A 24,022-nucleotide genomic window follows, 5' to 3' on the forward strand; every position below is an offset into this window, starting at 1 on the left:
GGCCGGCCCTGCGCGCGGCCGGGGCGATGCGCCCTCAGCGCACGTCGATGCCGGAGCCGACCACGGTCTCGCCGATCACCGGGTAGCCGGGCACCTCGCCGACCACCAGCAGGCCGCCGGAGGTCTGCGCATCGGCCAGCAGCAGCAGATCCTCCTCGGCGATGCCGGACCCGGCGCGCACCTGGTCGCGCACCCAGTCGAGGTTGCGACGGGTGCCGCCGGAGATGTAGCCATCGCGGAGGGCCTCGGCCGCCCCGTCGATCAGCGGCACCGCGGCCCGGTCGATCACGGCTCCCACCCCGGAGGCCCGCACCATCTTGTACAGGTGCCCCAGCAGGCCGAAGCCGGTGACGTCGGTGGCCGCCTTCGCTCCGGCCTCAAGGGCGGCGACGGAGGCGTCCCGGTTGAGCGCGGTCATGGTGTCCACGGCGGCCTGCGACACCTCGCCGGTGGCCTTCTGACGGTTGTTCAGCAGGCCTACGCCGATCGGCTTGGTCAGCGTCAGGGGCAGGCCTGCTTCCGCGGCGTCGTTGCGCAGCAGACGATCGGGGTGCGCCGTGCCGGTGATCGCCATGCCGTACTTGGGCTCGGGGTCATCCACGGAGTGACCTCCGATCACGGGGACACCGGCCTGGTTCGCGATCGCGAGGCCGCCGCGCAGCACTTCGCGCAGCAGGTCGAAGGGGAGCACGTCCCGGGGCCAGCCCACCAGGTTGATGGCCACCACGGGGGTGCCGCCCATCGCGTAGATGTCCGAAAGAGCGTTGGCGGCGGCGATGCGACCCCAGTCGAAGGGGTCATCCACCACGGGGGTGAAGAAGTCCGCGGTGGACAGCACCGCCAGACCGTCCTGGACGCGCACGGCGGCGGCGTCGTCCCCGTCGTCCAGCCCCACGATCACCGAGTCGAACTGCTGACCGGCGAGGGCCGAGACAGCATCCTCCAGTTCACCGGGCGGGATCTTGCAGGCGCACCCTCCGCCGTGGGCCATCGTGGTGAGTCGGATCGTGTCAGCAGTCATGGATCGAGTCTAGAGTGCCTGTCATCAGGTCGGACGGGTCGATCGCCCCCTGTCAGCAGCAGGGGTCGTCAGGATCGGCACCGGACGGGTCGGTGCTGTCCGCGCTCGCGGCCACCGACGGGGTATCGGCCTGGGACGGCGAGCAGTGGCGGGGATTCGACCTTTCCGCCTGACCATCGGCCACGACCTGGTATTTTGGTTCTCGGAGGCGTACGTGTCCTGGTGGGCGCCCCGGTCTTCAAAACCGGTGAGACCGAGCATCTCGGTCTGGCGGGTTCGATTCCCGTCCGCCTCCGCCAGCATGCCCGCGCGCCGACGAGGAGGTCCGATGGTCGCCGAGGACGAACAGGATCCGCGCCGTCGCATTCCCCGCACCGACCAGCTTCTCGGGCACCCGCAGGTGCGTGCCGCCGGGGAGGCCATGAGCGAGCGTGTGGTGCGCGGCATCGTCCGCGCTGCACAGGATCGGGCGCGCCGAGGCGACATCCCCCCCGAGCAGGTGCTGGAGGAGATCCTGGCGGCCGTCGGGGAGCGCCCCGCCGGCTCCCTGCGCCCCGTGCTGAACGCCACCGGTGTCATCGTCCACACGAACCTGGGGCGAGCGCCCCTGTCCGAGGTGGCCCGCCGGGCGGTGTCCGATGCGGCCGGGTACACCGATGTCGAGTTCGACCTGGCCACCGGTGCTCGTTCCCGACGCGGTGCTGGTGCGCGCGCCGCCCTGCTCGCCGCCTGCCCGCAGGCCGAGGACGCCCTGATCGTCAACAACGGAGCGGCCGCCCTGGTGCTGGCCACCACAGCTCTGGCCGCCACCGGTGAGGTGGTGCTCAGCCGTGGCGAGATGATCGAGATCGGCGCCGGGTTCCGCCTCCCGGATCTGATCGCCTCCACCGGTGCGCGGCTGCGCGAGGTCGGCACCACCAACCGCACCCACCTCGCCGACTACACCGGCGCCCTCGGTGCGAGCACGGGGTGCGTGCTCAGCATCCACACCAGCAACTACCGCATCATCGGGTTCACCAGCAGTGTTCCGATCGCCCAGCTGGCACCGGTGTGCTGGGAGGCCGGGGTGCCGCTCGTGGCGGACCTCGGCAGCGGCCTGCTGCAGCCTGAGCAGGCCCTGCCTGAGGAGCCCGACGCCGGCACCGCTCTGCGGGAGGGGGCGGACCTGGTGATCTCCAGCGGCGACAAGCTGCTGGGAGGCCCCCAGGCCGGGATCCTGCTGGGCAAGCGCGAGATCATCGCGCGCCTGGCCCGCCACCCCCTGGCCCGTGCCGTCCGGGCGGACAAGCTGGCCCTGGCCGCTGTGGAGGCCACCCTGACCGGTCCCACGCCGCCGGTGCTCGCGGCGCTGCGCACCGATCCCGCTCAGCTTCGCGTGCGCACCGAGCAGGTGGCGGCGCGCCTGGGCGCACCCGTCGTCGAGCACGACGGTCGCGTGGGCGGCGGCGGTGGGGCGGAAGTGGCGCTGCCCGGCTGGGCGATCCAGCTGGACGAGCAGATCGCAACGGCGCTTCGCAGCGGAGACCCTGCCGTGGTGGGGACCGTGAAGGACGGTGCCTGCCTGCTCGACCTGCGCTGCGTGCCCCAGGCCCAGGACGACACGCTGACCCAGGCAGTGATCGCCGCTCGTGAGCGCCTGGCAGGCGCGCCAGGTCCCGGAGCGCACCCGAGGGCCGGAGCAGAACCGACGACCGGAGAAGAGCAGGAATGATGCAGGTCATCGCCACCGCCGGCCACGTCGATCACGGCAAGTCCACCCTGATCCGCGCGCTCACCGGCATCGAGCCGGACCGCTGGGCGGAGGAGAAGCGCCGTGGTCTCACCATCGACCTCGGCTTCGCCTGGACCACCCTGTCTTCGGGGCGCGAGGTCTCCTTCGTGGATGTCCCCGGGCATGAGCGGTTCCTGGGCAACATGCTCGCCGGCCTGGGTCCGGCCCCGATCGTGTGCTTCGTGGTCGCGGCCGATGCCGGCTGGCAGGCCCAGTCCGACGATCACCGCGATGCCGTCGCCGCCCTCGGCATCGACCAGGGCATCATCGCGATCACGCGCGCCGATCTGGCACCCGAGAGGATCGACGAGGTGGCGGCCCAGGTGCGCTCCGAGTTCGCAGGGACACCGCTGGCCGAGGCGCCTGCGGTCGCGGTCTCCGCCGTCACCGGCCAGGGGGTGGACGAGCTGCGGTCCGCCCTCGACGAGGCGGTGGAGCGCGCGCGCGTACCGGATGTCGGGGAGCGCGTGAGGCTGTGGGTGGACCGCTCCTTCACCATCTCCGGTGCCGGCACCGTGGTCACCGGCACCCTGGCCGCCGGCACCCTCACGAAGGGACAGCGCCTGGACCTGCACGGCGCCGAGCCGCGCGCACAGGTCGTCGTCCGGGGCCTGCAGAGCCGTGGGGGCCAGGTCGACAGTCTCGGCCCCGTCAGCAGAGCCGCGGTGAACCTGCGCGGTGTGGACCACGAGCAGGTCTCGCGCGGTGACGCGCTGCTGACGCCCGGCGCCTGGGAGCTCACCGACCTGGTCGACGTGCGCGGCATGACCGGGCAGGCCCTGGGCGACGCCCCGGAGGAGCTGACGGCGCACGTCGGGACCGCAGCGGTGGCCGCACGCGGGCGGCCCCTCGGCCGGCAGCATGCCCGGCTCACTCTGGACCGTCCGCTGCCGCTGACGACGGGGGACCGGATGGTGCTGCGCGGCAGCGGCTCCCACGCGGTGTACGCGGGCGTGCATGTGCTGGATGTGGACCCGCCCGCATTGGACCGGCGCGGCGACGGGGCCCGTCGTGCGGCTGTGCTCCAGCAGATGCCGCTGTCCGGGGACGCCCTCCTCGAGGTGCAGCGGCGAGGCGCGATCCCGGAGCGGGTGCTGCGGCGTCGTGGCATCCCGGTGCCGGACCCCCTGCCCGCGGGCGTCCGGCGTGTGGGGGAGTGGCTCGCGGACACGGACGCTCTCACCCGCTGGACCGACGCGCTCAGCGCGGCTGCCGAGGCACATGCGCGCGCGAACCCGCTGGCAGCGGGACTGCCCGCGCGGGCCGCGCTGGACCTGCTGACGCTGCCGGACGAGTCACTGCTGGGACCTGTGGTGGCCGCGGCCGGGCTCGAGCATGTCGACGGTCGACTGCGCGCCCCGGGATCCGCTGCAGGACTGGGCGCTGCAGAGTCCGGGATCGCAGCACTCGAGCAGCGGCTGCGCGACACCCCGTTCCAGGCACCCGAGGCGGAGGACCTCGCCGCGCTGCGTCTGGGGCCGCGGGAGCTGGCGGCCGCGGAGCGGCTGGGGCGTGTGCTGCGTCTGCCCGACGGCGTGGTCCTGCTGCCCACCGCTCCGGCCCTGGCGATGAGGGAGCTGGCCGCTCTGACCCAGCCGTTCACCACCAGCCAGGCCCGGCAGGCACTCGGCACCACCCGCCGCGTGGCGATCCCGCTGCTGGAGCACCTGGACGCACGTGGCTGGACCCGCCGCGTGGACGCCGGCCACCGGGAGATCGTGCGCTGATCCAGCATCACCCCGGTACCCCGCGGTGCTGCTGGTAGGTTCGCACGCCGTTCGCGCGCACAGCGACGCAGGCCGGTGCTCGGCACCGGGCATCGCCCGGGTGCGGCGTCCCGGTGTGAATGCTGAACTGCGGGGCTTCGTCCTGGTCGGACTCCGCATGGGGAGTACTCCCCATGGGCTGGAGGTGCTCGCCCACGTACCGTGGTGCCCATAGCGAGGCGATCAGGGAGAGGCTTCACCATGGCAGGGTTCTACGGGGGCGACACCGAGCAGATGCGTTCGCAGGCACAGGCCTGCGAGCTGGGCGCCCAGCGCATCCACGACATGACAAGCATGATCAGTGCTGCCATCGACGCGGTGCCGTGGTTCGGCCCCGATGCCGTTGCCATGCGTGCTCTGTGGCACGGCACGGTCAAGCCCGGCATGATCGCCAAGGCCGAGGACATCCGCGCCAAGGGCGTGGAGCTCGATCAGCACGCCACCGAGCAGGACCGCGCCTCCGGGCCCACCGATCTGGCCGGTCTCATCGACGTCGTCGGCGACATCCTCCGGGACATCCTGCCTCTGCCCACCAGTCCCGGTCTGCCGATCGGGCCGCACGTGCTGGACAACCTCAGGGACGCCCTGGGGGATCTGTTCCGCGGCGGCGGGTCGGGCGAGCAGGAGTTCTACGGTGGCCCCGGCTACGGGTCGCGCGGCCAGATGTTCGGTGAGGACCGCCCGGTGGGAACCCAGTTCGAGTGGAACCCCACGATCTGGGACGGTCCTGGCTTCTCCCGCGACGGCATCTCGATCGACCCGTACGGTGGCTTGAACTACAGCGCCGGCACCAACGTGACCACGGACGACTTCGGCAACACCACGGGCACCTTCGGCGCTCGGGGCAGTGGTGAGCTGGGCATCACCACTGACTACGATCTTCCCTTCGGCTTCGGGATGGACTCCACGCACCGCATCGGGATGGAGGCCTACGGTGAAGGCGGAGGCACCATAGGGCCGGACGGGTTCAGTGGTGGTGCCCGCGCAGGATCCGGCCTCTATGCAGAGCAGAACGTGGGGATCACCCACGACTCCGGAGCATCCGCCGCGATGACGACCAGCGGATGGGTGGGCGCGGACGCCCACGCCAATGCTCACTCCCACGCCACCCGCAACGCCGACGGCAACGTCAACGGATGGACCTCCGGGTTCGACGTCGGTGCCTTCTCAGGTGCGCAGGTCACGCAGAAGTACGAACTCACCTCTCCCGGTGGTTGGTTCACCGGCTCCACCTCGATCAGCGAGAAGGCCGGTGCGGGTGCCGGCCTGAGCTCGGGCTACACCGTCTCCACGGATGAGGTGTCCTTCTCCATCGGCGGTCATGCGGCGAAGGTGCTCGGGCTGGGTGGCTCCACCAGCATCGGCATGAACCCGAATGCGATCGTGGATTCGTTCACGCCGGGTGACTACAACCTCGATGACGCCCTCCGCGATGGCGGAGCCTTCATCGGTGACCTCGGCGACGCCACCTCGAAGTACAGCCCCTTCTGGTGAGCAGGAGCGCGCAGCGGGGGTCAGCCGCGCTCCGGCTGATCCCCTGATCGCTGCCCGGTGCTTCCGTGCTCTGATCTAGTCAGTGCCGGTGGGGCTGCGACAGCCACTGCTGGTGGGCCTCCTGCAGCGCTGCACCGGCCCTCAGATACCACGGCGACAGCCCGGTGCTCTCATCGGCGGACTGCATCTTCCGCAACGGCGTGACCGGAACGATCCTGCCGTCCCGCAGCTGCAGCGCGACAGCAGAGCCGGGGTCGGCGGCGCCGGGCACGACGACCCGCGCAATCTGCTGCCAGGGCACGCTGGTGCGGGATCCCAGCCCGGAGGACCAGGAGACTCCCTGGCCGTCGACTCGAGCGCTGGTGCGCCATCCGACCATCGCTATCGCCACCCCGACCAAGGCGATGAGCGCGCCGATGAGCACGAAGATCAGCCCAGCCACGATCGAGCCGCGCGTCAGGGGCGCCAGGCCGTACAGCCCGGTGAACGCGCCGAACAGCATGATGATCGCTCCGATCCACATCAGGATCGTGCTGTTGCTGGAACGGACGGTCCGCGCAGGCATAGGTCAGCCCTTGGCGCGCGGCTGCTTGACCGGGGGTTCACCGAGCTCGGCGTGCTCGGCGGTCACCGAGTCGACGTCGCCGCCGCTCACGGTGAGGTCCTCGATGCGACCCAGGGCCACCAGGTCCGAGCGGGCCGCCTCCAGGTGCGAGGCCGATGCCCCGGGCGCCACCAGGGTGACCCGCAGGATCGGGGTCTTCTGGGACACCTTCGCATCGGACTTGATGCGCCGCACCGCGATCACGGCCTGGGAGAGCGCATCCAGCAGCGCGGCGTCCTGACCGGCTGAGGCCTCACGCAGCGGCGCGGCTTCCGGCCAGGGCTGCGTGTGCACGCTGCCCTCGCGCCACCAGGACCACACCTCCTCGGTGGCGAACACGATCACCGGGGCGAACAGGCGCAGCAGCACCTCCAGCGTGATCGCCAGAGCCGCTCGGGCCGAGGCCGCGGCCTGCTCCCCGGCCTGGCCGTGCGCACGCTCCTTCACCAGCTCGATGTAGTCGTCGCAGAACATCCAGAAGAACGGCTCGACCACGTTCAGGCTGCGCGCGTAGTCCATGTCGTCGAACGCCACCGTGGCCTGCTCGACCACCTCGGCCAGCCGCGCCAGCAAGGCGCGGTCCAGCGGCTCGGTCACGGCCGACGGGTCCGCCGCCAGGCGCCCGGCCGGATCGGCGGGGGCCGGGCCGAAGCCGAGCGCGAACTTGGAGGCGTTGAGGATCTTGATCGCCAGGCGGCGGCCGATCTTCATCTGCCCCTCGTCGAAGGCGGTGTCCACGCCCTGACGGGCACTGCCGGCCCAGTAGCGCACGCCGTCGGAGCCGTGCTGCTGCAGCAGGCCGATCGGGGTGACCACGTTGCCCTGGGACTTCGACATCTTCTTGCGGTCCGGGTCCAGGATCCAGCCGTTGATCGAGGCGTGCTTCCACGGCAGGGAGTCCTGCTGCAGGTGGGAGCGCACGATGGTGGAGAACAGCCAGGTGCGGATGATGTCGTGCCCCTGGGGGCGAAGGTCCATCGGGTAGACCTTGGCGAACAGGTCCTCGTCGTGGCCCCAGCCGCCGGCGAGCTGCGGGGTCAGGGAGCTGGTGGCCCAGGTGTCGAGGATGTCGGGGTCCGCGGTGAACCCGCCCGGCTGATCGCGCTGAGACTCCTCGAAGCCGCTCGGCACGTCGATGGTGGGGTCGATCGGCAGGGACTCGACCGGGGGAGTGAGCACACGCTCGTAGTCCGTCTCGCCGTTCGCATCGACCGCGTACCAGATCGGGAAGGGCACCCCGAAGAAGCGCTGGCGGGAGATCAGCCAGTCACCGGTCAGGCCCTCCACCCAGTTGCGGTAGCGGGACTCCATGTGACCCGGGTGCCAGGCCAGCTCGCGGCCCCGCTCGATCAGGCGCGAGCGCAGGCCGTCCTGCGACTGGTCGCGGCCACCGTTGGCCAGGTACCACTGGCGACTGGTCACGTACTCCAGCGGCTTGTCACCGTTCTCGTAGAACTTCACCGGGTGGCTGATCTTCTTCGGCTCCCCCACCAGGTCACCGGTCTCGGTGAGCATCTCCACCACGCGCTTCTGGGCGCTGAACACGGTCAGCCCCGCCAGCTCGGCGTAGCGGGCGATGCCCTCCCGGGAGGTGATCCAGGGAGCGTCGGCCACGAAGCGACCGTCGCGGCCGATCACCGAGCGGGTGGGCAGGTCCAGCTCGCGCCACCAGATCACGTCAGTGGAGTCGCCGAAGGTGCAGATCATGGCGATGCCCGCGCCCTTGTCGGCCTGCGCCAGGGGGTGGGGGTTCACCGGCAGCTCCACCCCGAACAGGGGAGAGGTGACGGTGGTGCCGAACAGGTGCTGGTAGCGCTCGTCGTCCGGGTGGGCCACCAGGGACACGCACGCCGGCAGCAGCTCGGGGCGGGTGGTCTCGATGAACACCGTCTCCCCGGAATCGCCGGTGCGGGAAAAGCCGATGCGGTGGTAGGCGCCCTCGCGGTCGCGGTCCTCCTGCTCGGCCTGCGCCACGGCAGTGCGGTAGGTGACGTCCCACATGGTGGGGGCCTCCGCCTGGTAGGCCTGGCCGGCCTGCAGGTTCTCCAGGAACGCCCGCTGGCTCACCGCGCGGGAGCGGGAGTCGATGGTCTGGTACGAGTAGTCCCAGTCCACCGAGAGGCCCAGGGTGCGGAACACCTCCTCGAAGGACTTCTCGTCGATCTCGGTGAGCTTCTCGCACAGCTCGATGAAGTTGCGACGTGAGATCGGCAGCTGGTTGGCGGCCTTCGCGGACTTGTTGTCGCCGCCCTCCTGCGGGGGAGTGAAGTCCGGGTCGTACGGCAGGGAGGGGTCACAGCGCACCCCGTAGTAGTTCTGCACTCGGCGCTCGGTGGGCAGGCCGTTGTCGTCCCAGCCCAGCGGGTAGAAGCAGTTCTTGCCGCGCATGCGCTGGTAGCGCACGATCATGTCGGCCTGGGAGTAGCCGAACACGTGGCCGATGTGCAGCGAGCCCGAGGCCGTGGGCGGCGGGGTGTCCACGCTGAACACCTGCTCTCGCGTGGTGTCCCGGTCGAAGGCGTAGTCCTTGCGCTTGCTCCATACGCCGTCCCACTTCGCCTCCAGGCCCTCCAGGGAGGGGCGATCGGGGACAGCGGATCCGAGGGGGGATCCGGGGGCGGTGCCGGCGGTCGTGCCGGCGTCCGGGCGCGCAGAGGTTTCGGTCATGGCCGCCATTGTTCCAGGATGAGCGCGCAGGTGCACGACGGGCCGGTGTCGGTGCCATCACGCCGGGCAGCAGGGGCCCGTAGCCTGGAGACATGGCTCCGGATCGCATCGCTGTCGTCTCCGACGTCCATGGGAACGTGACCGCCTACGACGCGGTGCTCGCCGATATCACCGATCGCGGCATCGATGTGGTGGTGAACCTGGGGGACGTGGCGGGCAAGGGGCCGCGGGGCTCCCACGCCGTGGCCCTCACCCGCCAGCACTGCGCGGCGACGGTGCGCGGCAACTGGGAGGGCTACCTCACCGCCGAGGATCCGCCCCGCAACCCGGCTCTACACTGGTGGCGCAGTGAGCTGACCGAGGCCGACAAGGAATGGCTGGGCGCCCTGCCCGCAGTGATCGACCTCGAGCTGAGCGGGCGCGGTGTGCGGCTGCTGCACGCCTCGGCGGTCGACGAGTTCACCCGGGTGCGCCACGACCACTCGGACGAGGAGTTCGCGGGCATGTTCGCCAGCACCCCCTTCACCCGGGACCGGGAGGTGCTGGGGTCGGGCCCCGGCGAAGTCGGCGGCTTCTCGCCGACAGTGGTGGTGTACGGCGACATCCACGATGCCTATCTGGAGGTCCGCTCGGGCCGCACCCTGTTGAACACCGGCAGCGTGGGCAACTCCCTGGACGGCGACACCGCTGCGTCCTACGTGATCCTGGAGGGACGGCTCGACGCCGCCGATGCCCCCTTCGGGATCCAGTTCGTGCGGGTCCCCTATGACATCGAGGCCGAGATCGCACTGGCCCGGGAGCTGGACATGCCTGACTGGGAGCCCTACGCGATCGAGCTGCGCACCGGGGTGTACCGGGGGCTGCATGCCCAGCTGGGGCTGACGGTGGAATGAGCGGTCGCGACATCGTCTGCCGTGATGACGCGGGGACGGCTGCTACCGGGCGGGAGGTCGACAGTGGTGCGCATGTGTGCATCGCAGGTGATGCACACGTGATGAGGAAGGTGCTCACGGCACCCGCGCGGTCCACTCCTCGGTGCCGAACTTGGTCTCCACCAGCTCGCGTGCGCGGCCCAGCTCCTCCTCGGTGTAGGTGGCGGGACGGGTGTCGTAGCGGCCGCGGAAGTACTGCAGGAACCCATCGATGATCTGCTCGCGGGCAAGGCCCGTCTGCGACCGCATCGGGTCCACCCGCTTGTTGGCGCTGCGGGTGCCCTTGTCCGAGAGCTTCTCCCGGCCGATCCGAAGCACCTCACCCATCTTGTCGGCGTCGATGTCGTAGGCCATGGTCACGTGGTGCAGCAGCACACCGCCGGCGAAGCGCCGCTGGGCGGCCCCGCCGATCTTGCCCTGCTCGGAGGCGATGTCGTTCAGCGGCACGTACCGGGCGTTGACCCCGATCTCCGCGAGCGCGCCCATCACCCAGTCGTCGAGGTAGGCGTAGGCCTGCTCGAAGCTGAGGCCCTCCACCAGGGAGGTGGGCACCACCAGGGAGTAGGTGAGGCAGTTGCCGGGCTCCATGAACATCGCGCCACCGCCGGTGATGCGCCGCACCACCCCGATGCGGTGCCGCTCCGCGCCCTCGGCGTCGATCTCGTTGCGCAGCGACTGGTAGGAGCCGATCACCACCAGGGGGGAGTCCCAGTCCCAGATGCGGAACATCGGGCCGCGGCGGCCGGCCACCATCTCCAGCGGCAGCACCTCGTCGAGCGCCACGTGCAGCACCGGCTCCATCACCACCGGCTCGAACACCTCGAACGTGAGCTCGTCCCAGCTGCTCGCGTGACCGAGCGCCCGCCGCACGGCGATCGCCACCGCCTCGGCGTCGAAGCCGATCATCTGCACCGGCTCCGGGCGGGCGTCGAGGCGCGCTGTGATCGCAGCAGCCAGCTCGGCCGGAGTGGCCTCGACGGGCATGCCGGTCAGCGCGTCGCCGATGTCCTCCAGGGCCTCATCGGGCTCCAGGAAGAAGTCGCCGAACACGTGGACGGTGCTGATCTTCTCGTCGTTGGCCTCGACATCGACGGAGACCAGCTTGCCTCCGCGCACCTTGAACTCTCCGCGCATGTGCGGCTCTCCTTCTCGTGGTCGTCGTTCGTATGGTGAGGCCCGAGGCTGGTTCAGGGCTTGGTGGCCAGGGACAGCAGCGCCGCATGGACCGCGCTGACCAGGTCCTCGGGGGTGTCGCCCTTGGCGGCCTGGATGACGTAGGTACGGCCGTCGAACTCGCGGGTCACCCGCGGCAGCAGGGTCTTCCAGTTCTTGGAACCGCCCACGGACACCAGGAACGTCCCCGCACGGGGATCGCCCTCGCGGCACACCCGGACGCCGAGCATGTCCGCCTCCAGGTCCGGCTGGCGGCGGGCCACCAGGGGGAACCCGGCGGCGGCCAGCAGATCGGGATCGAACACGTCCCACAGCAGGGCCCGCACCTCCTCGAAGCCCACCGAGGCGGGCTCGCCGATGAACTCCGGCAGGTTCGGCACGTAGGCCGCGTCGTTGCGCCAGCGCTCGCCGGAGCTGATCGCCCGCAGCCTGCGCTCGGCGCGGTCGCGGGTCTCGTCGTCGGTCAGGGACCCGATGTTCAGGGCGAAGGTGCGGTGCGGTCGCGTGCCCACCAGCCACACGGGCGAGCCCTCCTCGACGGCGTCGAACTCGAGGCCCAGACCGGTGCCGCTGGCTCCGACCTGCAGCCAGGCGCCGGGCCCGCGCCGTGAGGTGCTGAACCGCACTGGCCGCCCGTACAGCTCATCGGCGGCCAGGCGCAGGGTGTCCAGGTGGGAGCGGAACTCCGCGACCAGGTCCTGGTCCAGCAGGCGGCGGGGGGAGCCGGCCCGGAACACCGAGGTGGAGGGGGCGTCCTCGCTGAGCTCACCGATGAGCCGCCAGAACTCCGCGCGCTTGGGGTCCTTCTTGACCAGTCGCTTCGTGAACGTCGCCCAGGTGGTGCGGATCAGGCGCTCGTCGGTCACCTCGAGGCTGCTCTTGCGGTGCTTGGGCATCAGCAGCACCAGGCGGCTCTCCGGCGTGGGCAGGGCCGCCAGGGCATCGCCCACCTGAGCGTCATCGACGGGCCCGTCCACCGTGATGTCGATGGCGATGCGGGCAGCCGGATCGGCATCGACCGATGCCTCCAGGTCGAACTGCTCACTGCCGGTGCGGGAGGAGGTGCGGAAGGCGCTCAGCTCGTCCTCGGACCGCAGGATGACCTCGCCGAACGCGGAGCGGGCCTTCGGATCGCGCAGCACGTACTCGAGCATGTGCCGCACCAGCTCCTCGCGCTTGGTGCGCTTGGTGATCTCACCGGTGCCGGATCCGCCGGCCACGGCGCGCTGGGACATGTCGAACGCGTAGGAGATCATGCGTCCGGTGGACAAGGACGAACGTGCCACGGCGTGCTCCTTCTCTCGGCGGGCGCAACAGCGCCACCTGCTCACTCTACGGAACCGGGGCCCCGGGCATAGATCTGTCGCACCAGATCCTCGATCGCGGGCTCGGCCAGGGACAGGTCCCGCACCTCGGCCTGCGCGCCGATCGCCGACAGCAGGGCGGGCACGGTCAGCCGCGCACCCTGGAAGCGGATCCGGTGGCGGATCCCCTCCGCCTCCACGGCCGCCGGCTCGGCACCGGCCGGCAGCTCCAGCACCTGCCGCGGCTGGGCGAGATCGACCACCAGTTCACGGGGAGCCCCGAGGCTCTGGCGGAACCCCGCCAGGGCCCCGTCGTAGGCGATGGTGCCGGAGTTCACCACCACGATCCGTTCGCACAGGCGCTCCACGTCGCTCATGTCGTGGGTGGTGAGGAACAGGGTGGTGCCGCGCTCTGTCCGATCCTCGCGGAGGAATCGCCGCAGTCCCTCCTTGGAGACCATGTCCAGGCCGATGGTGGGCTCGTCCAGGATCACCAGCGCAGGGGAGTGCAGCAGCGCGGCCGCGACCTCGCCGCGCATCCGCTGACCCAGGGACAGCTGCCGCACCGGCTGGTCCAGGAACGCAGTCAGGTCCAGCCCCTCGGCCAGGCGCTCCAGACGGGCGTCCCGGGCGGCGTCGGTGAGGCGATGCATGGCGGCCAGGATCCGGTAGGAGTCTCTCAGCGGCAGGTCCCACCACAGCTGGGAGCGCTGCCCGAACACCACCCCGATCTCGCGGGCCAGCAGCCGGCGCTCGGGCACCGGCTGCCTGCCCAGCACCCGCACCTGCCCGGAGGTGGGCTGCAGGATCCCGGTCATCATCTTGATGGTGGTGGACTTCCCGGCCCCGTTGGCACCCACGAAGCCCACTGCCTCACCGCGCTCGACGGTGAGGGTGATGTCGTCCACCGCCCGCACCACGCGCCTGCGGCGCAGGCGGGAGCCGTCGGCCTTGGCGCGCACCACGTAGTCGCGCCGCAGCGCCGAGAGCTCGACGGCGGGACCTGACGTCGACGGGGCGGGCTCGGCCGGCTGATCGGGCGCGCTCGGCTGATAGGGCCCGCCCGGCTGCGCGGGGTCGGTGTGCTCGTTCATCCGCCTGCTCCTGTGTACGTGCGGATCCCCGCGCGCCACAGCAGCGCGGCGAGGGCCCAGGTGAGGATCGCCGCCGGCACGCCCATCCAGCCGGTCCACTGCGGCAGCAGCATCGGCCCGGGCAGGTCCAGCAGCACGAGGGTGGGGGCGTAGGCCACCAGGGTCGCCGGGATCACGAAGGTGAAGAAGGCCCGCATGGGCAGGGCGAACACCGCACCGGGGGTGGTGGCCACGTAGTTGCCGCCGTAGGTGAAGGCGTTGGCGAACTCACGGCCGTCGATCAGCCAGAACTGCATGGCACCGGCCATCGTCAGCAGTGCGCCGAAGATCGCGGCGCTCGCCAGCGGGGCGATCACCGCCAGCGCGAGGGTGGTTGCCGTGGGGGTGAAGCCGGCGATCCCGAGGGCCACCACGTACATGCCCAGGCCCACCAGGATCCGCCCGATGCGCCGCAGGGACAGGTCCAGGCTGGAGATCTGCAGCAGCATCGGCACGGGCCGGATCATCAGGGTCTCCAGCTTCCCGGACTTGATGTACGTGGAGAGCCCGTCGATCTCCCCCAGCAGCAGATCAGCGATCCCGAAGGCCAGGGAGCCCAGGCCGTACACCACCGCGACCTGCGGCAGTGTCATCCCGCCCAGGGTGCCCACGTTGGCCAGGATCACCCACAGCTCCAGGAACTCCACGCCCACCATCAGGGCCTGCCCCAGCAGGTCGGAGACGAAGCTGGCGCGGTAGCTGGCCTGGGAGCGGATGCGCGACCCGTACAGGGTGCGCACCATGCGGGCGGTGGACACGGGCCGGTGCGCCCGCGGCTCGGAGGGCCGGGATCTCGAGGTCTCAGCCACCCTGCACCTCCAGTGAGCGCACCCCGGCGCGCAGCATCAGCACCGACGCACCGCCGAGCACCACGACCCATACCACCTGCACCCCGATCAGCGGCAGTGCGTCGAGCGGCGCTACCCGCCCGGACAGCGCGTCGATCGGGGTCTGGACCATGGAGGGGAACGGGGTGGCGCGGGCGGTGGCCAGCAGCCAGTCCGGGAACCACACGATCGGGATCAGGAAGCCCGAGAGCAGGTTCATCACTGCTGTGTACACCGTGATCAGGCCCCGGTTCTCCACCAGCCAGAACGCCGCCAGGTTCACCATCGCATCGGCCAGGAACGCCACCGTGATCGCCAGCATCACCGCGACCGCCCCCAGCAGATAGGACAGCGGATCGGGGGGCAGCGCGATCCCGGTGACGACGGCCCCGATCAGCATCGGCGGGACCCCGCGGGCCAGCAGCAGGTAGGCCGAGCGGCCCAGCTTCGCGGCATAGAGCTGCCCCAGCAGGTCCACGGGTCGCAGCAGGTCGATCGCCACGTCGCCCTGCCGGATCCGCAGGGCGAGCTCGCGGGTGCCGAACACCTCGATCGGGGCCAGCAGAGCCTGACCCAGCCACACGTAGGTGGCGGCCTGCAGGGCGTCGTAGCCGCTGAGCTCCCCGCCGGCGGTGCCGATCGCGGCCAGCATGATGGAGGCGCGGATGAACCCGAAGATGGTGTTGGTGAACACGCCGGCGGCCGTGGCCATGCGGTACGTGGAGTACTGCCGGAAGGATGCGGCGGCGATCCTCCGGTATGCGAGCACTCGCGCGAGCCTAGTCCCGTGGTGACCTGCGAACAAGGGCCAGGCCGTGGAAGAGCTGCAGGTGGCCCGCTAGCGTGTGTCCATGCCGTCCTACGTGCATCGTGTCCCGGGGGCACTGGCACCGTACGTTCGCTCCTGCGTGGGGTACGACTACCGCCTCGCACCGGAGGCCGCCCACCACGGGCTGCCCTCCACGGACATCACCGTGATCATCGCGTTCGACGAGCCCCTGGACTGCTCCTGGCTCGACGGTGCGCAGCGGGCGCGATACGACACGCTTCTGGCCGGTCTGCACACCCGGCCGTCCCTGATCCGCACCCACGGGCATCAGCACGGGATCCAGCTGTCGGTGACGCCCCTGGGGGTGCGCGCCCTGTTCGGGGCCCCGGCCGGTGCCTTCGCTCAGGTTCTCGTGGACGGCGACGACGACTCCCGCATCCCGGCCGACCTGCAGCGCCGACTCCAGGACATTCCCTGGCGCGACCGGTTCCGCCTGGTGGACGAGCACCTGCTGCGTCGCATCGATCCAGCAGGGGCCAGCATCCGTCCCGAGCTCGCTCGAGCCTGGCACCTCCTGGGAACACACCCCGGTGCGATCAGGGTGAAGGACGTGGCGGGGGAGGTGGGCCTCTCGCGCAGGCAGCTGCTCACCACGTTCCGCCACGAGTTCGGCGTGACTCCCACGCAGGCCCGGCGCCTGGCGCGGTTCGACGCGGCGCAGCAGCTGCTGAAGACCGGGTGGCAGGCCGCCGAAGTCGCTGCCCGGGTGGGGTATGCCGATCAGCCCCACCTGAACCGTGAATGGAGAGCGCTGGCCGGGGTCACGCCGAGCCAGATGCTCGACGACTTCCCCGTCGTCCAAGACGAGGTGCCCTGACCGCGCGCATGCTGGTCACATGACCACACCACAGCTGTACCACTGCCTCCGCTCCACCGACGCCGATCGCACGATCGCCTTCCTCACCGCACTGGGCTTCACCGAGAAGCTGGTGTTCCGCGACCCCGAGGACCCGACGATCGTGCACCACGCCCAGTTCCAGTGGCGGGACCACGGCGGGCTCATGCTCGGGTCCGTCCGCGGCGACGAGGAGGAGACCGCTCCCTGGTTCCGGCCCGGCGCATCCGTGTGCAACCTGGTCGTCCCCTCCGACGAGCAGGTCGACGAGGTCCTGCGCCGGGGCGTCGAGGCCGGTGGACGCGTGGCCGCCGAACCCAGCGAGCCTCCGCATGGCGGCCGCACCGCCGGGATCCTCGACCACGACGGGAACTACTGGAACATCGACTCCTACCCCGGGGAGTGAGGGCGCGCCCCCCGCGTAGGCTGGGCACATGACCGATGCTGCGCCCCTCACCGCCGTCGTCACCGGAGCCTCCTCCGGCATCGGCCGTGCCACCGCCGTACGTCTCGTCGCCGACGGCTGGCGGGTCCTGGCCGTCGCCCGCCGCGAGGAGAAGCTCGCCCAGCTCGCGGAGCAGACCGGCTGTGAGGTGCTGAGCGTCGACGTCACCGACGACGACTCCGTGGCCCGCCTGGCCGAGCGTTCGCGGGAGCTGTTCGGCGAGACCCTCAATGCCGTGGTGCACGTGGCCGGCGGCGCCCTGGGGGTGGAGCCGGTCGCTGAGGCGGACCTGTCCAAGTGGCAGGGCATGTACGACATGAACGTGCTCGGGGCCCTGCGGGTCACCCGCGCCCTGCTGCCCGCCCTGCGGGAGAGCGGCCGCGGCGACGTCCTGTTCGTCACCTCCGTCGCCGCGCACGAGGCCTACCCGGGCGGCTCCGGGTACAACGCCGCCAAGGCGGGTGAGCACATGTTGGCCCGCGCCCTGCGCCTGGAGCTGAACGGGGAGAAGGTGCGGGTCATCGAGATCGCCCCCGGCATGGTGCACACCGAGGAGTTCTCCCTCACCCGCCTGGGCGACCAGGCCGCTGCCGACAAGGTGTACGAGGGCGTTCAGAAGCCGCTGACCGCCGAGGACTGCGCCGACGTCATCTCCTACGCCCTGAACGCCCCGCACCACGTGAACCTGGATCTCGTCACGGTGCGCCCCCTCGCGCAGGCCGCCGCCCACGCGGTGGCCCGCGGGAAGGGCGTGTGATGGCCGAAGGCCCCGGCGGGGGCGGCCGCGGAGGCGGCGGGAGAGGGCACCACGGGATGCCCGAGATCACCCTGCCGCCCGGCCAGAAGCCCGACACCCGCCGCGTGATGCGGCTGTTCACCCCGTACCGCGGCACCATCGCTGCAGTGCTGCTGCTGATCGCCGTGGGCGCCGCCGCCGGGGTGATCTCCCCGTTCCTGGTGCGCGAGATCGTGGACGTGGCCCTGCCCGAGCAGCGCATGGACCTGCTGGCCTGGTGCGTCGGCGGACTGATCGCCGTCACCGTGGTCTCCAGCGCCCTCGGGGTCACCCAGTCGATGCTGTCCACCCGCGTGGGCCAGGCCGTCATGCACGACCTGCGGGTCGCCGTGTACGGGCACCTGCAGCGGATGGGGCTCGGCTTCTTCACCCGCACCCGCACCGGTGAGATCCAGTCCCGCATCTTCTCCGACATCGGGTCCATGCAGGCCGTGGTCACCAACGTGATGACCCAGATCGTCTCCAGCGCCGCAGGCATCGTGATGGCCCTGGTGGCGATGGTGGCCCTGGACTGGCGGCTGACGCTGTTCTCCTTGATCTCCATGCCGTTCGCGGTGTGGATGAACCGTCGCGTGGGCCGTCGGCGCCGCGAGATCGTCAAGGCCCGCCAGGAGAAGGCCGCAGACCTCTCCGCCGGGATCCAGGAGTCGCTGTCCGTCTCCGGGATCCTGTTGGGCACCACCATGGGCCGCACCCGCGCCCTGACCGAGAGCTTCGCCGTGGACTCCCGGGGCCTGGCGGACCTCGAGATCCGCTCCGAGATGGCCGGCCGCTGGCACATGGCCGTGTTCAGCACGCTGATGGCGATCTTCCCCGCGCTCACCTACCTGCTGGGCGGGTACCTTCTGTTCACCGCCGATGAGCCCGGCACCCTCGGCGGCGTGGGCGGGACCGGGGTCACCATCGGCACCCTGGTCGCCTTCATCTCCCTGCAGACCGGTCTGTTCCCCCAGGTGAACGGGCTGCTGCGGGTGGCCACCCAGGTCAACAGCTCGCTGGCCCTGTTCACCCGGGTGTTCGAGTACCTGGATGCCCCGATCACCATCGACGACGCCCCCGGCGCCCGCGCGCTGGACCCCGAGCAGGTGCGCGGCGAGATCCGCTTCGAGGACGTGGACTTCACCTACCCCGGCGCCGACGAGCCCACCCTGCACGGCATCGACCTGGTGGTCCCGGCGGGCAGGCACACCGCCCTGGTGGGTGCCACCGGCTCCGGGAAGACCTCCACCGGCTATCTGATGGCCCGGCTCTACGACCCCACCGGCGGGCGCATCACCCTGGACGGGCACGACCTGCGCGAGGTGGCCATGGAGTCCCTGGCCGCGTGCCTGGGCGTGGTCACCCAGGAGACGTACCTGCTGCACGCCACCATCGCGGACAACCTGCGGTTCGCCCGGCCCGACGCGACCGACGAGGACCTGATCGCCGCCTGCCGGATCGCCCAGATCCACGACCACATCGCGGCCCTGCCCGAAGGCTACGGCACCGTGGTGGGCGAGCGCGGCTACCGCTTCTCCGGTGGGGAGAAGCAGCGCCTGGCGCTGGCCCGCACCATCCTGCGGGACCCCCCGGTACTGCTGCTGGACGAGGCCACATCCGCCCTGGACGTGGCCACCGAGCGGGCCATGAGCGGCGCGCTGGATGCCGTGGCGCGCGGCCGCACCACCGTCTCGATCGCCCACCGCCTCTCCACCGTGCGCCACGCCGACCAGATCGTGGTGCTGAACAAGGGCGACATCGTCGAGCGCGGCACCTACGAGGAGCTCATCGCGGCCGGAGGTGCCTTCGCGGCTCTGGCCGCCCAGGACGCGCGCGAGGGCGAGCACGGGGAAGGGGCCGAGCCCGAGGAGCGCGCCGAGCGGGAGCTGGAGGAGCAGCGCGAGGACCGCACCCGGCGTGAGGAGCAGGCCCTGGAGGAGGACATGACCATCGAGGGTGCCGTCCGGGGCGAACCCTGACCGATCTCATACCAAAGTCAGGGTCGAGTACACCCATGGCGGGATGCAGCGCGCCGTGATCCGCGGAACCATGGAGTCAACGCCCGGCGGGATCCCGCCGCGATGGACTCTCATGGGAGGAGCGGGCATGACCACGACCACCGATCATGATCGAGGCACCGCCTCCCCCCACCGCTTCCCGCGGAAGCCTGCCGTGGGCCGTCCGGTGCTGTTCGCCGTGATGCTCAGCATCGCGGCCCTGCTGCTGCTGGCCGTGCTGATCGCCGGGCCCTCACTGCCGATCCCGCTGATGATCGCCGCCGCCGTCGGCGCGCTCGGCCTGGTGGTGCTCAGCTGGACGGTGGCCGGTCCCCGGCTCTGAGGAACCGGTTCTCAGACGTCGATCTCGATCTCGCCCTCCCCGCGCGAGACGCAGGTGATCATGTTGGAGTCCTTCTCGTCGTCCATGAGGAACTCGTCCAGGTGCTCCACCTCGCCGCTGACCAGTGGGACCATGCAGGTGCCGCACACGCCGCCCTCGCAGGAGTAGTCCATGGAGATGCCCGCGTCCAGCAGGGCCTGCAGCAGCGATTGGCCCTCCGCGACCTCGACCGTGATGCCGGACTTCAAGCACTTGGCGGTGAACGGTTCTCCGAACAGGGACATGCTCGCTCCTCGGGTGGATCAATGGCGCGGACCGACGGTTCGGGCCCGATGCACCACCCAGGATGTCACGGCCACCCGGTGACGTGACAGGACCCGTTCAGCCGCGTGAGCGCCGTTACACGGATGAGGCCGACGCCACGCTCCAGCACTGATCACCCGCTTACGCGCACCGCCGGTGCCTGGCTACACTGATCGCATCGGCATCGACCCGGCCATCACCGGTGAGCCGCGGGAAGAACAGCCGCCACCCCCACCTCGGCGCCGAGTCGCAGCGGGGGAGTCGGCCCAGTAGAACCCGCCGGGACCAGCCCGTCACAGCTGAGGAACAAGGGGATCCCCCGCGCCGGCCCGCTGGCGAGAGGGTCAACCGAGGTGGTACCGCGCAGGCCGCGCCCGCAGGGGCAGCGGCGGCGTCCTCGGGCAGCACAGCCGCAGTCCGCCACCCTCTGGAAGGTCCCCCATGGTCTACCCGGTCACCGGAGCCGCCCTCGTCCTCTCCCCGAACCTGCCCGAGCTCGAGGAGCGCATCCTCGCGTTCTGGCGTCAGGACGACACCTTCCGCACCTCCATCGCCCAGCGCGACGGCGCCGACGAGTACGTGTTCTACGACGGCCCGCCCTTCGCCAACGGCCTGCCGCACTACGGGCACCTGCTGACTGGCTTCGTCAAGGACGTGGTGCCGCGCTTCCGCACCATGTGCGGCCAGAAGGTGGACCGCCGCTTCGGCTGGGACACCCACGGTCTGCCCGCGGAGCTGGAGGCCATGCGAGAGCTCGGCATGACCGAGAAGCACGAGATCGAGCAGATGGGGGTTGGCCAGTTCAACGCCGCCGCCGAGGCCTCGGTGCTGAAGTACACCAAGGACTGGGAGGAGTACGTCGAGCGGCAGGCCCGCTGGGTGGACTTCGAGAACGATTACAAGACCCTGGATGCCTCCTTCATGGAGTCCGTGCTGTGGGCGTTCAAGACCCTGTACGACCGCGACCGCGCCTACGAGGGCTACTCAGTGCTGCCGTACTGCTGGAAGGACCAGACCCCGCTCAGCTCCCACGAGCTGCGCATGGACGACGACGTCTACCAGATGCGGCAGGACCCCTCGGTCACCGTCACCTTCCCCTTCACCGGGGACAAGGCCGCCCAGCTGGGCATCGAGGGCGTGCGGGCGATTGCCTGGACCACCACCCCGTGGACCCTGCCCACCAACTTCTCCCTGGCCGTCGGTCCCGAGGTCACCTACGTGGTGGTCCCGGCCGGCCCCGAGGGCGCGGCCGACGGCGCCGCCGCCGGTGAGGCCCGCTATCTGCTGGCCGCCGAACTGCTGGCCGCGCATGCGAGCCTGCTGGGCTACGCCGACGCCGAGGCCGCCCAGGCCGCGGTCGAGGAGCGCAGCTTCGCCGGTGCGGAGCTCGAGTACGTGACCTACCAGCCGCTGTGGGACGTGTACTCCGAGGACCGTGAGCGCTGGGGCACCGAGAACGCCTGGATCGTGACCGTGGCGGACTACGTCTCCACCGAGGACGGCACCGGCGTGGTCCACCAGGCCACCGCCTACGGTGAGGAGGACCAGAAGGTCAACGCCTCCTACGGGATCCCGGTGATCGTCTCGGTCGACGAGGGCGCCCAGTTCCTCGACCTGTTCCGCGGCACGGCCCTGGATGCCATCGCCGGGGTGCAGGTGTTCGAGGCCAACCGGCCCATCATCCGCACGCTCAAGGCCGATGGCCGCCTGCTGCGCGAGGCCAGCTATGAGCACTCCTACCCGCACTGCTGGCGCTGCCGGAACCCCCTGATCTACAAGGCCGTGGGCTCCTGGTTCATCAAGGTCGCCGACATGCACGAGGACCTGCTGCGCCTGAACGAGCAGATCACCTGGGTGCCCGGCAACGTCAAGCACGGCCAGTTCGGCAAGTGGCTGGAGGGCTCGCGCGACTGGGCGATCTCCCGCAACCGCTACTGGGGCTCCCCGATCCCGGTGTGGAAGAGCGATGATCCGAACCACCCGCGCATCGAGGTGTACGGGTCGCTCGCGGAGCTGGAGGAGGCTTTCGGGCGACTCCCGGTGGACGAGAACGGTGAGGTGAACCTGCACCGCCCCTACATCGACGAGCTCACCCACCCCAACCCCGATGACCCCACCGGACGCTCCGCGATGCGCCGTGTCACCGACGTGTTCGACGTGTGGTTCGACTCCGGGTCCATGCCGTTCGCGCAGGTGCACTACCCCTTTGAGAACACCGACTGGTTCGAGTCCCACAACCCGGCCGACTTCATCGTGGAGTACATCGGGCAGACCCGCGGCTGGTTCTACGTGATGCACGTGCTGGCCACGTCCCTGTTCGACCGGCCCGCGTTCTCCAGCGTGATCTGCCACGGCATCGTGCTGGGCGACGACGGCGAGAAGATGTCGAAGTCGCGCCGCAACTACCCCGATGTGCGGGAGATGTTCGAGAAGTACGGCGCCGATGCCATGCGCTGGTACCTGATGAGCTCGCCGATCCTGCGCGGGGGCAACCTGGTGGTGGCCGAGCCGCAGATCCGCGACGCCGTGCGGCAGACGGTGCTGCCGCTGTGGAACGTCTGGTACTTCCTGGGCATGTACGCCAACGCCGCCGGTGCCAAGGATGCAACCGGCCGCCCCACCGGGTATCGCGGCCAGGCTCGCTACGAGTCCGACGACGTCATGGACCGCTACCTGCTGGCCCGCACCGGGCGCCTGGTGCGCGAGGTGCGCGAGCAGATGAGCGAGCTGGCGATCGCCGATGCCGCCGCGTCCATCCAGTCCTACCTGGACATGCTCACCAACTGGTACGTGCGCCGCTCCCGCGACCGTTTCTGGGAGGGCGACGAGACCGCGATCGACGTGCTCTCCACCTGCCTGGAGACGCTGTGCCGGGTGGCGGCGCCGCTGCTGCCCATGGTCACCGAGGAGATCTGGCAGCAGCTCACCGGCGGCCGCTCCGTGCACCTGACCGACTGGCCCGACGACTCGCTGTTCCCCGCCGGGGAGAAGGCGGATGCACTGATCGCCTTCATGGACGACGTGCGCGCCGTGGCCAGCGCCGGCAACGCCCTGCGGAAGAAGGAGGGCCTGCGGGCCCGCCTGCCGCTGGCGGAGCTGACCGTGGTGCACGCCGAGCCGGCCGCTCTGGAGCCCTTCGCCGGCATCCTGCGCGATGAGCTGAACGTCAAGGCAGTGCGCCTGCTGGACGTCGCCAGTGAGGAGGCCCAGGGCATGGGCGTGGAGCAGCGCCTGAGCGTGAACGCCCGCGCCGCAGGACCCCGCCTGGGCAAGCAGGTGCAGCAGGTCATCAAGGGTGCCAAGTCCGGCGACTGGTCCGTGGCAGGCGACGGCACCGTCACCGCCGGCGGCCTGGAACTTGTCGATGGCGAGTACACGCTGGACCTGGTGGCGGGGGAGTCCGCAGCGCTGGAGGGCCGGGCCGTGGGCGTGCTGCGCGGCGGTGACTTCCTGGTGCTGGACACCCGGGTCACCCCGGAGCTGGAGGCCGAAGGCACGGCCCGCGACGTGGTGCGCGCCATCCAGGCGGCCCGCCGCGACGCCGGCTTCGACGTCTCGGACCGCATCCGCCTCACCGTGGACGGCGATCAGGCCGTGGTCGAGGCCGTGGCCGCCCATCAGGAGCTGGTCGCCGGCGAGGTGCTGGCCGTGGACGTCCAGGTGCCCGCTGCTCCTGCCGAGGGCGCGCACGCGGCGGCCGAGAAGGTCGCCGGAGGGTCGGTGACGGTGTCGGTCGCGAAGGCCTGATCAGTTCCATCCACGACGGGGGGGGGGGGGGGGGGGACCCCCCCGCGCGGCCGCGG

At 70.8% G+C, this 24,022-nt stretch carries 19 protein-coding genes and 1 tRNA gene; 11 read left to right on the top strand and 9 right to left on the bottom strand.

Translation table 11 applies throughout. The features are described from left to right. Positions 1 to 34 precede the first annotated feature (34 nt). On the bottom strand, positions 35 to 1,021 hold the full coding sequence (selD, locus tag M4D54_RS10945; protein WP_259891419.1) for a selenide, water dikinase SelD: 987 nt from the start codon (positions 1,019 to 1,021) through the stop codon (positions 35 to 37). A gap of 204 nt (positions 1,022 to 1,225) precedes the next feature. Here selD and M4D54_RS10950 point away from each other — a divergent pair. From M4D54_RS10950 to M4D54_RS10965, 4 genes are all read left to right on the top strand, one after another. Further along, positions 1,226 to 1,320 (top strand) — tRNA-Sec (locus tag M4D54_RS10950). Positions 1,321 to 1,349: 29 nt separating this feature from the next. Beyond that, positions 1,350 to 2,732, top strand: a complete 1,383-nt coding sequence (selA, locus tag M4D54_RS10955; protein ID WP_259891421.1) for an L-seryl-tRNA(Sec) selenium transferase — start codon at positions 1,350 to 1,352, stop codon at positions 2,730 to 2,732. Further along, the gene (selB, locus tag M4D54_RS10960; RefSeq protein WP_259891445.1) at positions 2,732 to 4,519 is read left to right on the top strand and encodes a selenocysteine-specific translation elongation factor; all 1,788 of its coding nucleotides are present in this window, start codon (positions 2,732 to 2,734) and stop codon (positions 4,517 to 4,519) included. Before selA ends, selB begins: the two co-directional genes overlap by 1 nt. A 240-nt stretch (positions 4,520 to 4,759) precedes the next feature. Then, on the top strand, positions 4,760 to 6,052 hold the full coding sequence (locus M4D54_RS10965; RefSeq protein WP_259891424.1) for a hypothetical protein: 1,293 nt from the start codon (positions 4,760 to 4,762) through the stop codon (positions 6,050 to 6,052). 79 nt (positions 6,053 to 6,131) lie between these two features. On the opposite strand, the gene M4D54_RS10970 is transcribed toward M4D54_RS10965, so the two are convergent. Together M4D54_RS10970 and valS are read right to left on the bottom strand one after the other, a co-directional pair. After that, the gene (locus tag M4D54_RS10970) at positions 6,132 to 6,617 is read right to left on the bottom strand and encodes a hypothetical protein (RefSeq protein ID WP_193865440.1); all 486 of its coding nucleotides are present in this window, start codon (positions 6,615 to 6,617) and stop codon (positions 6,132 to 6,134) included. A 3-nt stretch (positions 6,618 to 6,620) separates the two neighbouring features. After that, the gene (valS, locus tag M4D54_RS10975; protein ID WP_259891425.1) at positions 6,621 to 9,323 is read right to left on the bottom strand and encodes a valine--tRNA ligase; all 2,703 of its coding nucleotides are present in this window, start codon (positions 9,321 to 9,323) and stop codon (positions 6,621 to 6,623) included. A gap of 92 nt (positions 9,324 to 9,415) precedes the next feature. On the opposite strand from valS, the gene M4D54_RS10980 reads away from it, so the two are divergent. Beyond that, positions 9,416 to 10,216: a metallophosphoesterase gene (locus M4D54_RS10980; RefSeq protein WP_259891426.1), complete on the top strand. Its 801-nt coding sequence runs from the start codon at positions 9,416 to 9,418 to the stop codon at positions 10,214 to 10,216. A 114-nt stretch (positions 10,217 to 10,330) separates the two neighbouring features. Here M4D54_RS10980 and M4D54_RS10985 read toward each other — a convergent pair whose 3' ends face one another. Genes M4D54_RS10985 through M4D54_RS11005 form a run of 5 tightly spaced genes read right to left on the bottom strand, consistent with a single transcriptional unit; the run spans position 10,331 to position 15,461 of the window. Next, a complete protein-coding gene (locus tag M4D54_RS10985; protein ID WP_259891427.1) occupies positions 10,331 to 11,389 on the bottom strand; it encodes a biotin/lipoate A/B protein ligase family protein in 1,059 nt (352 codons plus the stop codon). A gap of 53 nt (positions 11,390 to 11,442) precedes the next feature. Beyond that, entirely contained in the window at positions 11,443 to 12,714 is a 1,272-nt protein-coding gene (locus M4D54_RS10990) for a hypothetical protein (protein WP_259891428.1), read from the bottom strand. Positions 12,715 to 12,755: 41 nt separating this feature from the next. Then, the gene (locus tag M4D54_RS10995) at positions 12,756 to 13,826 is read right to left on the bottom strand and encodes an ATP-binding cassette domain-containing protein (RefSeq protein WP_259891429.1); all 1,071 of its coding nucleotides are present in this window, start codon (positions 13,824 to 13,826) and stop codon (positions 12,756 to 12,758) included. Next, positions 13,823 to 14,674: an ABC transporter permease gene (locus M4D54_RS11000; RefSeq protein ID WP_259791066.1), complete on the bottom strand. Its 852-nt coding sequence runs from the start codon at positions 14,672 to 14,674 to the stop codon at positions 13,823 to 13,825. The genes M4D54_RS10995 and M4D54_RS11000 overlap by 4 nt, the downstream gene beginning before the upstream one ends. Next, on the bottom strand, positions 14,667 to 15,461 hold the full coding sequence (locus M4D54_RS11005) for an ABC-2 family transporter protein (RefSeq protein WP_259891431.1): 795 nt from the start codon (positions 15,459 to 15,461) through the stop codon (positions 14,667 to 14,669). Before M4D54_RS11005 ends, M4D54_RS11000 begins: the two co-directional genes overlap by 8 nt. Before the next feature lie 82 nt (positions 15,462 to 15,543). Between M4D54_RS11005 and M4D54_RS11010 the strand changes: the two genes are divergently transcribed. From M4D54_RS11010 to M4D54_RS11030, 5 genes are all read left to right on the top strand, one after another. After that, the gene (locus M4D54_RS11010; protein WP_259891433.1) at positions 15,544 to 16,338 is read left to right on the top strand and encodes an AraC family transcriptional regulator; all 795 of its coding nucleotides are present in this window, start codon (positions 15,544 to 15,546) and stop codon (positions 16,336 to 16,338) included. A gap of 19 nt (positions 16,339 to 16,357) precedes the next feature. Continuing rightward, positions 16,358 to 16,762 (top strand): VOC family protein, encoded by a 405-nt coding sequence (locus M4D54_RS11015; protein WP_259791060.1) that lies wholly within the window; start codon positions 16,358 to 16,360, stop codon positions 16,760 to 16,762. A gap of 28 nt (positions 16,763 to 16,790) precedes the next feature. Beyond that, positions 16,791 to 17,558, top strand: a complete 768-nt coding sequence (locus M4D54_RS11020) for an SDR family oxidoreductase (RefSeq protein WP_259891436.1) — start codon at positions 16,791 to 16,793, stop codon at positions 17,556 to 17,558. Between the two features lie 56 nt (positions 17,559 to 17,614). After that, a complete protein-coding gene (locus tag M4D54_RS11025; protein WP_259891439.1) occupies positions 17,615 to 19,555 on the top strand; it encodes an ABC transporter ATP-binding protein in 1,941 nt (646 codons plus the stop codon). 127 nt (positions 19,556 to 19,682) lie between these two features. Continuing rightward, positions 19,683 to 19,916: a hypothetical protein gene (locus M4D54_RS11030; protein ID WP_259891440.1), complete on the top strand. Its 234-nt coding sequence runs from the start codon at positions 19,683 to 19,685 to the stop codon at positions 19,914 to 19,916. 11 nt (positions 19,917 to 19,927) lie between these two features. Here the strand turns inward: M4D54_RS11030 and M4D54_RS11035 are convergent, their stop codons facing one another. Beyond that, entirely contained in the window at positions 19,928 to 20,200 is a 273-nt protein-coding gene (locus tag M4D54_RS11035) for a 2Fe-2S iron-sulfur cluster binding domain-containing protein (protein WP_193865429.1), read from the bottom strand. A gap of 460 nt (positions 20,201 to 20,660) precedes the next feature. Here M4D54_RS11035 and ileS point away from each other — a divergent pair, with 460 nt between their 5' ends. Then, entirely contained in the window at positions 20,661 to 23,966 is a 3,306-nt protein-coding gene (gene ileS / locus M4D54_RS11040; RefSeq protein WP_259891443.1) for an isoleucine--tRNA ligase, read from the top strand. The last annotated feature ends 56 nt before the right edge of the window (positions 23,967 to 24,022 follow it).

It is taken from the genome of Brachybacterium sp. p3-SID1565, from assembly GCF_025143785.1.
In the GTDB taxonomy this organism is placed as follows: Bacteria; Actinomycetota; Actinomycetes; order Actinomycetales; family Dermabacteraceae; genus Brachybacterium; species Brachybacterium epidermidis.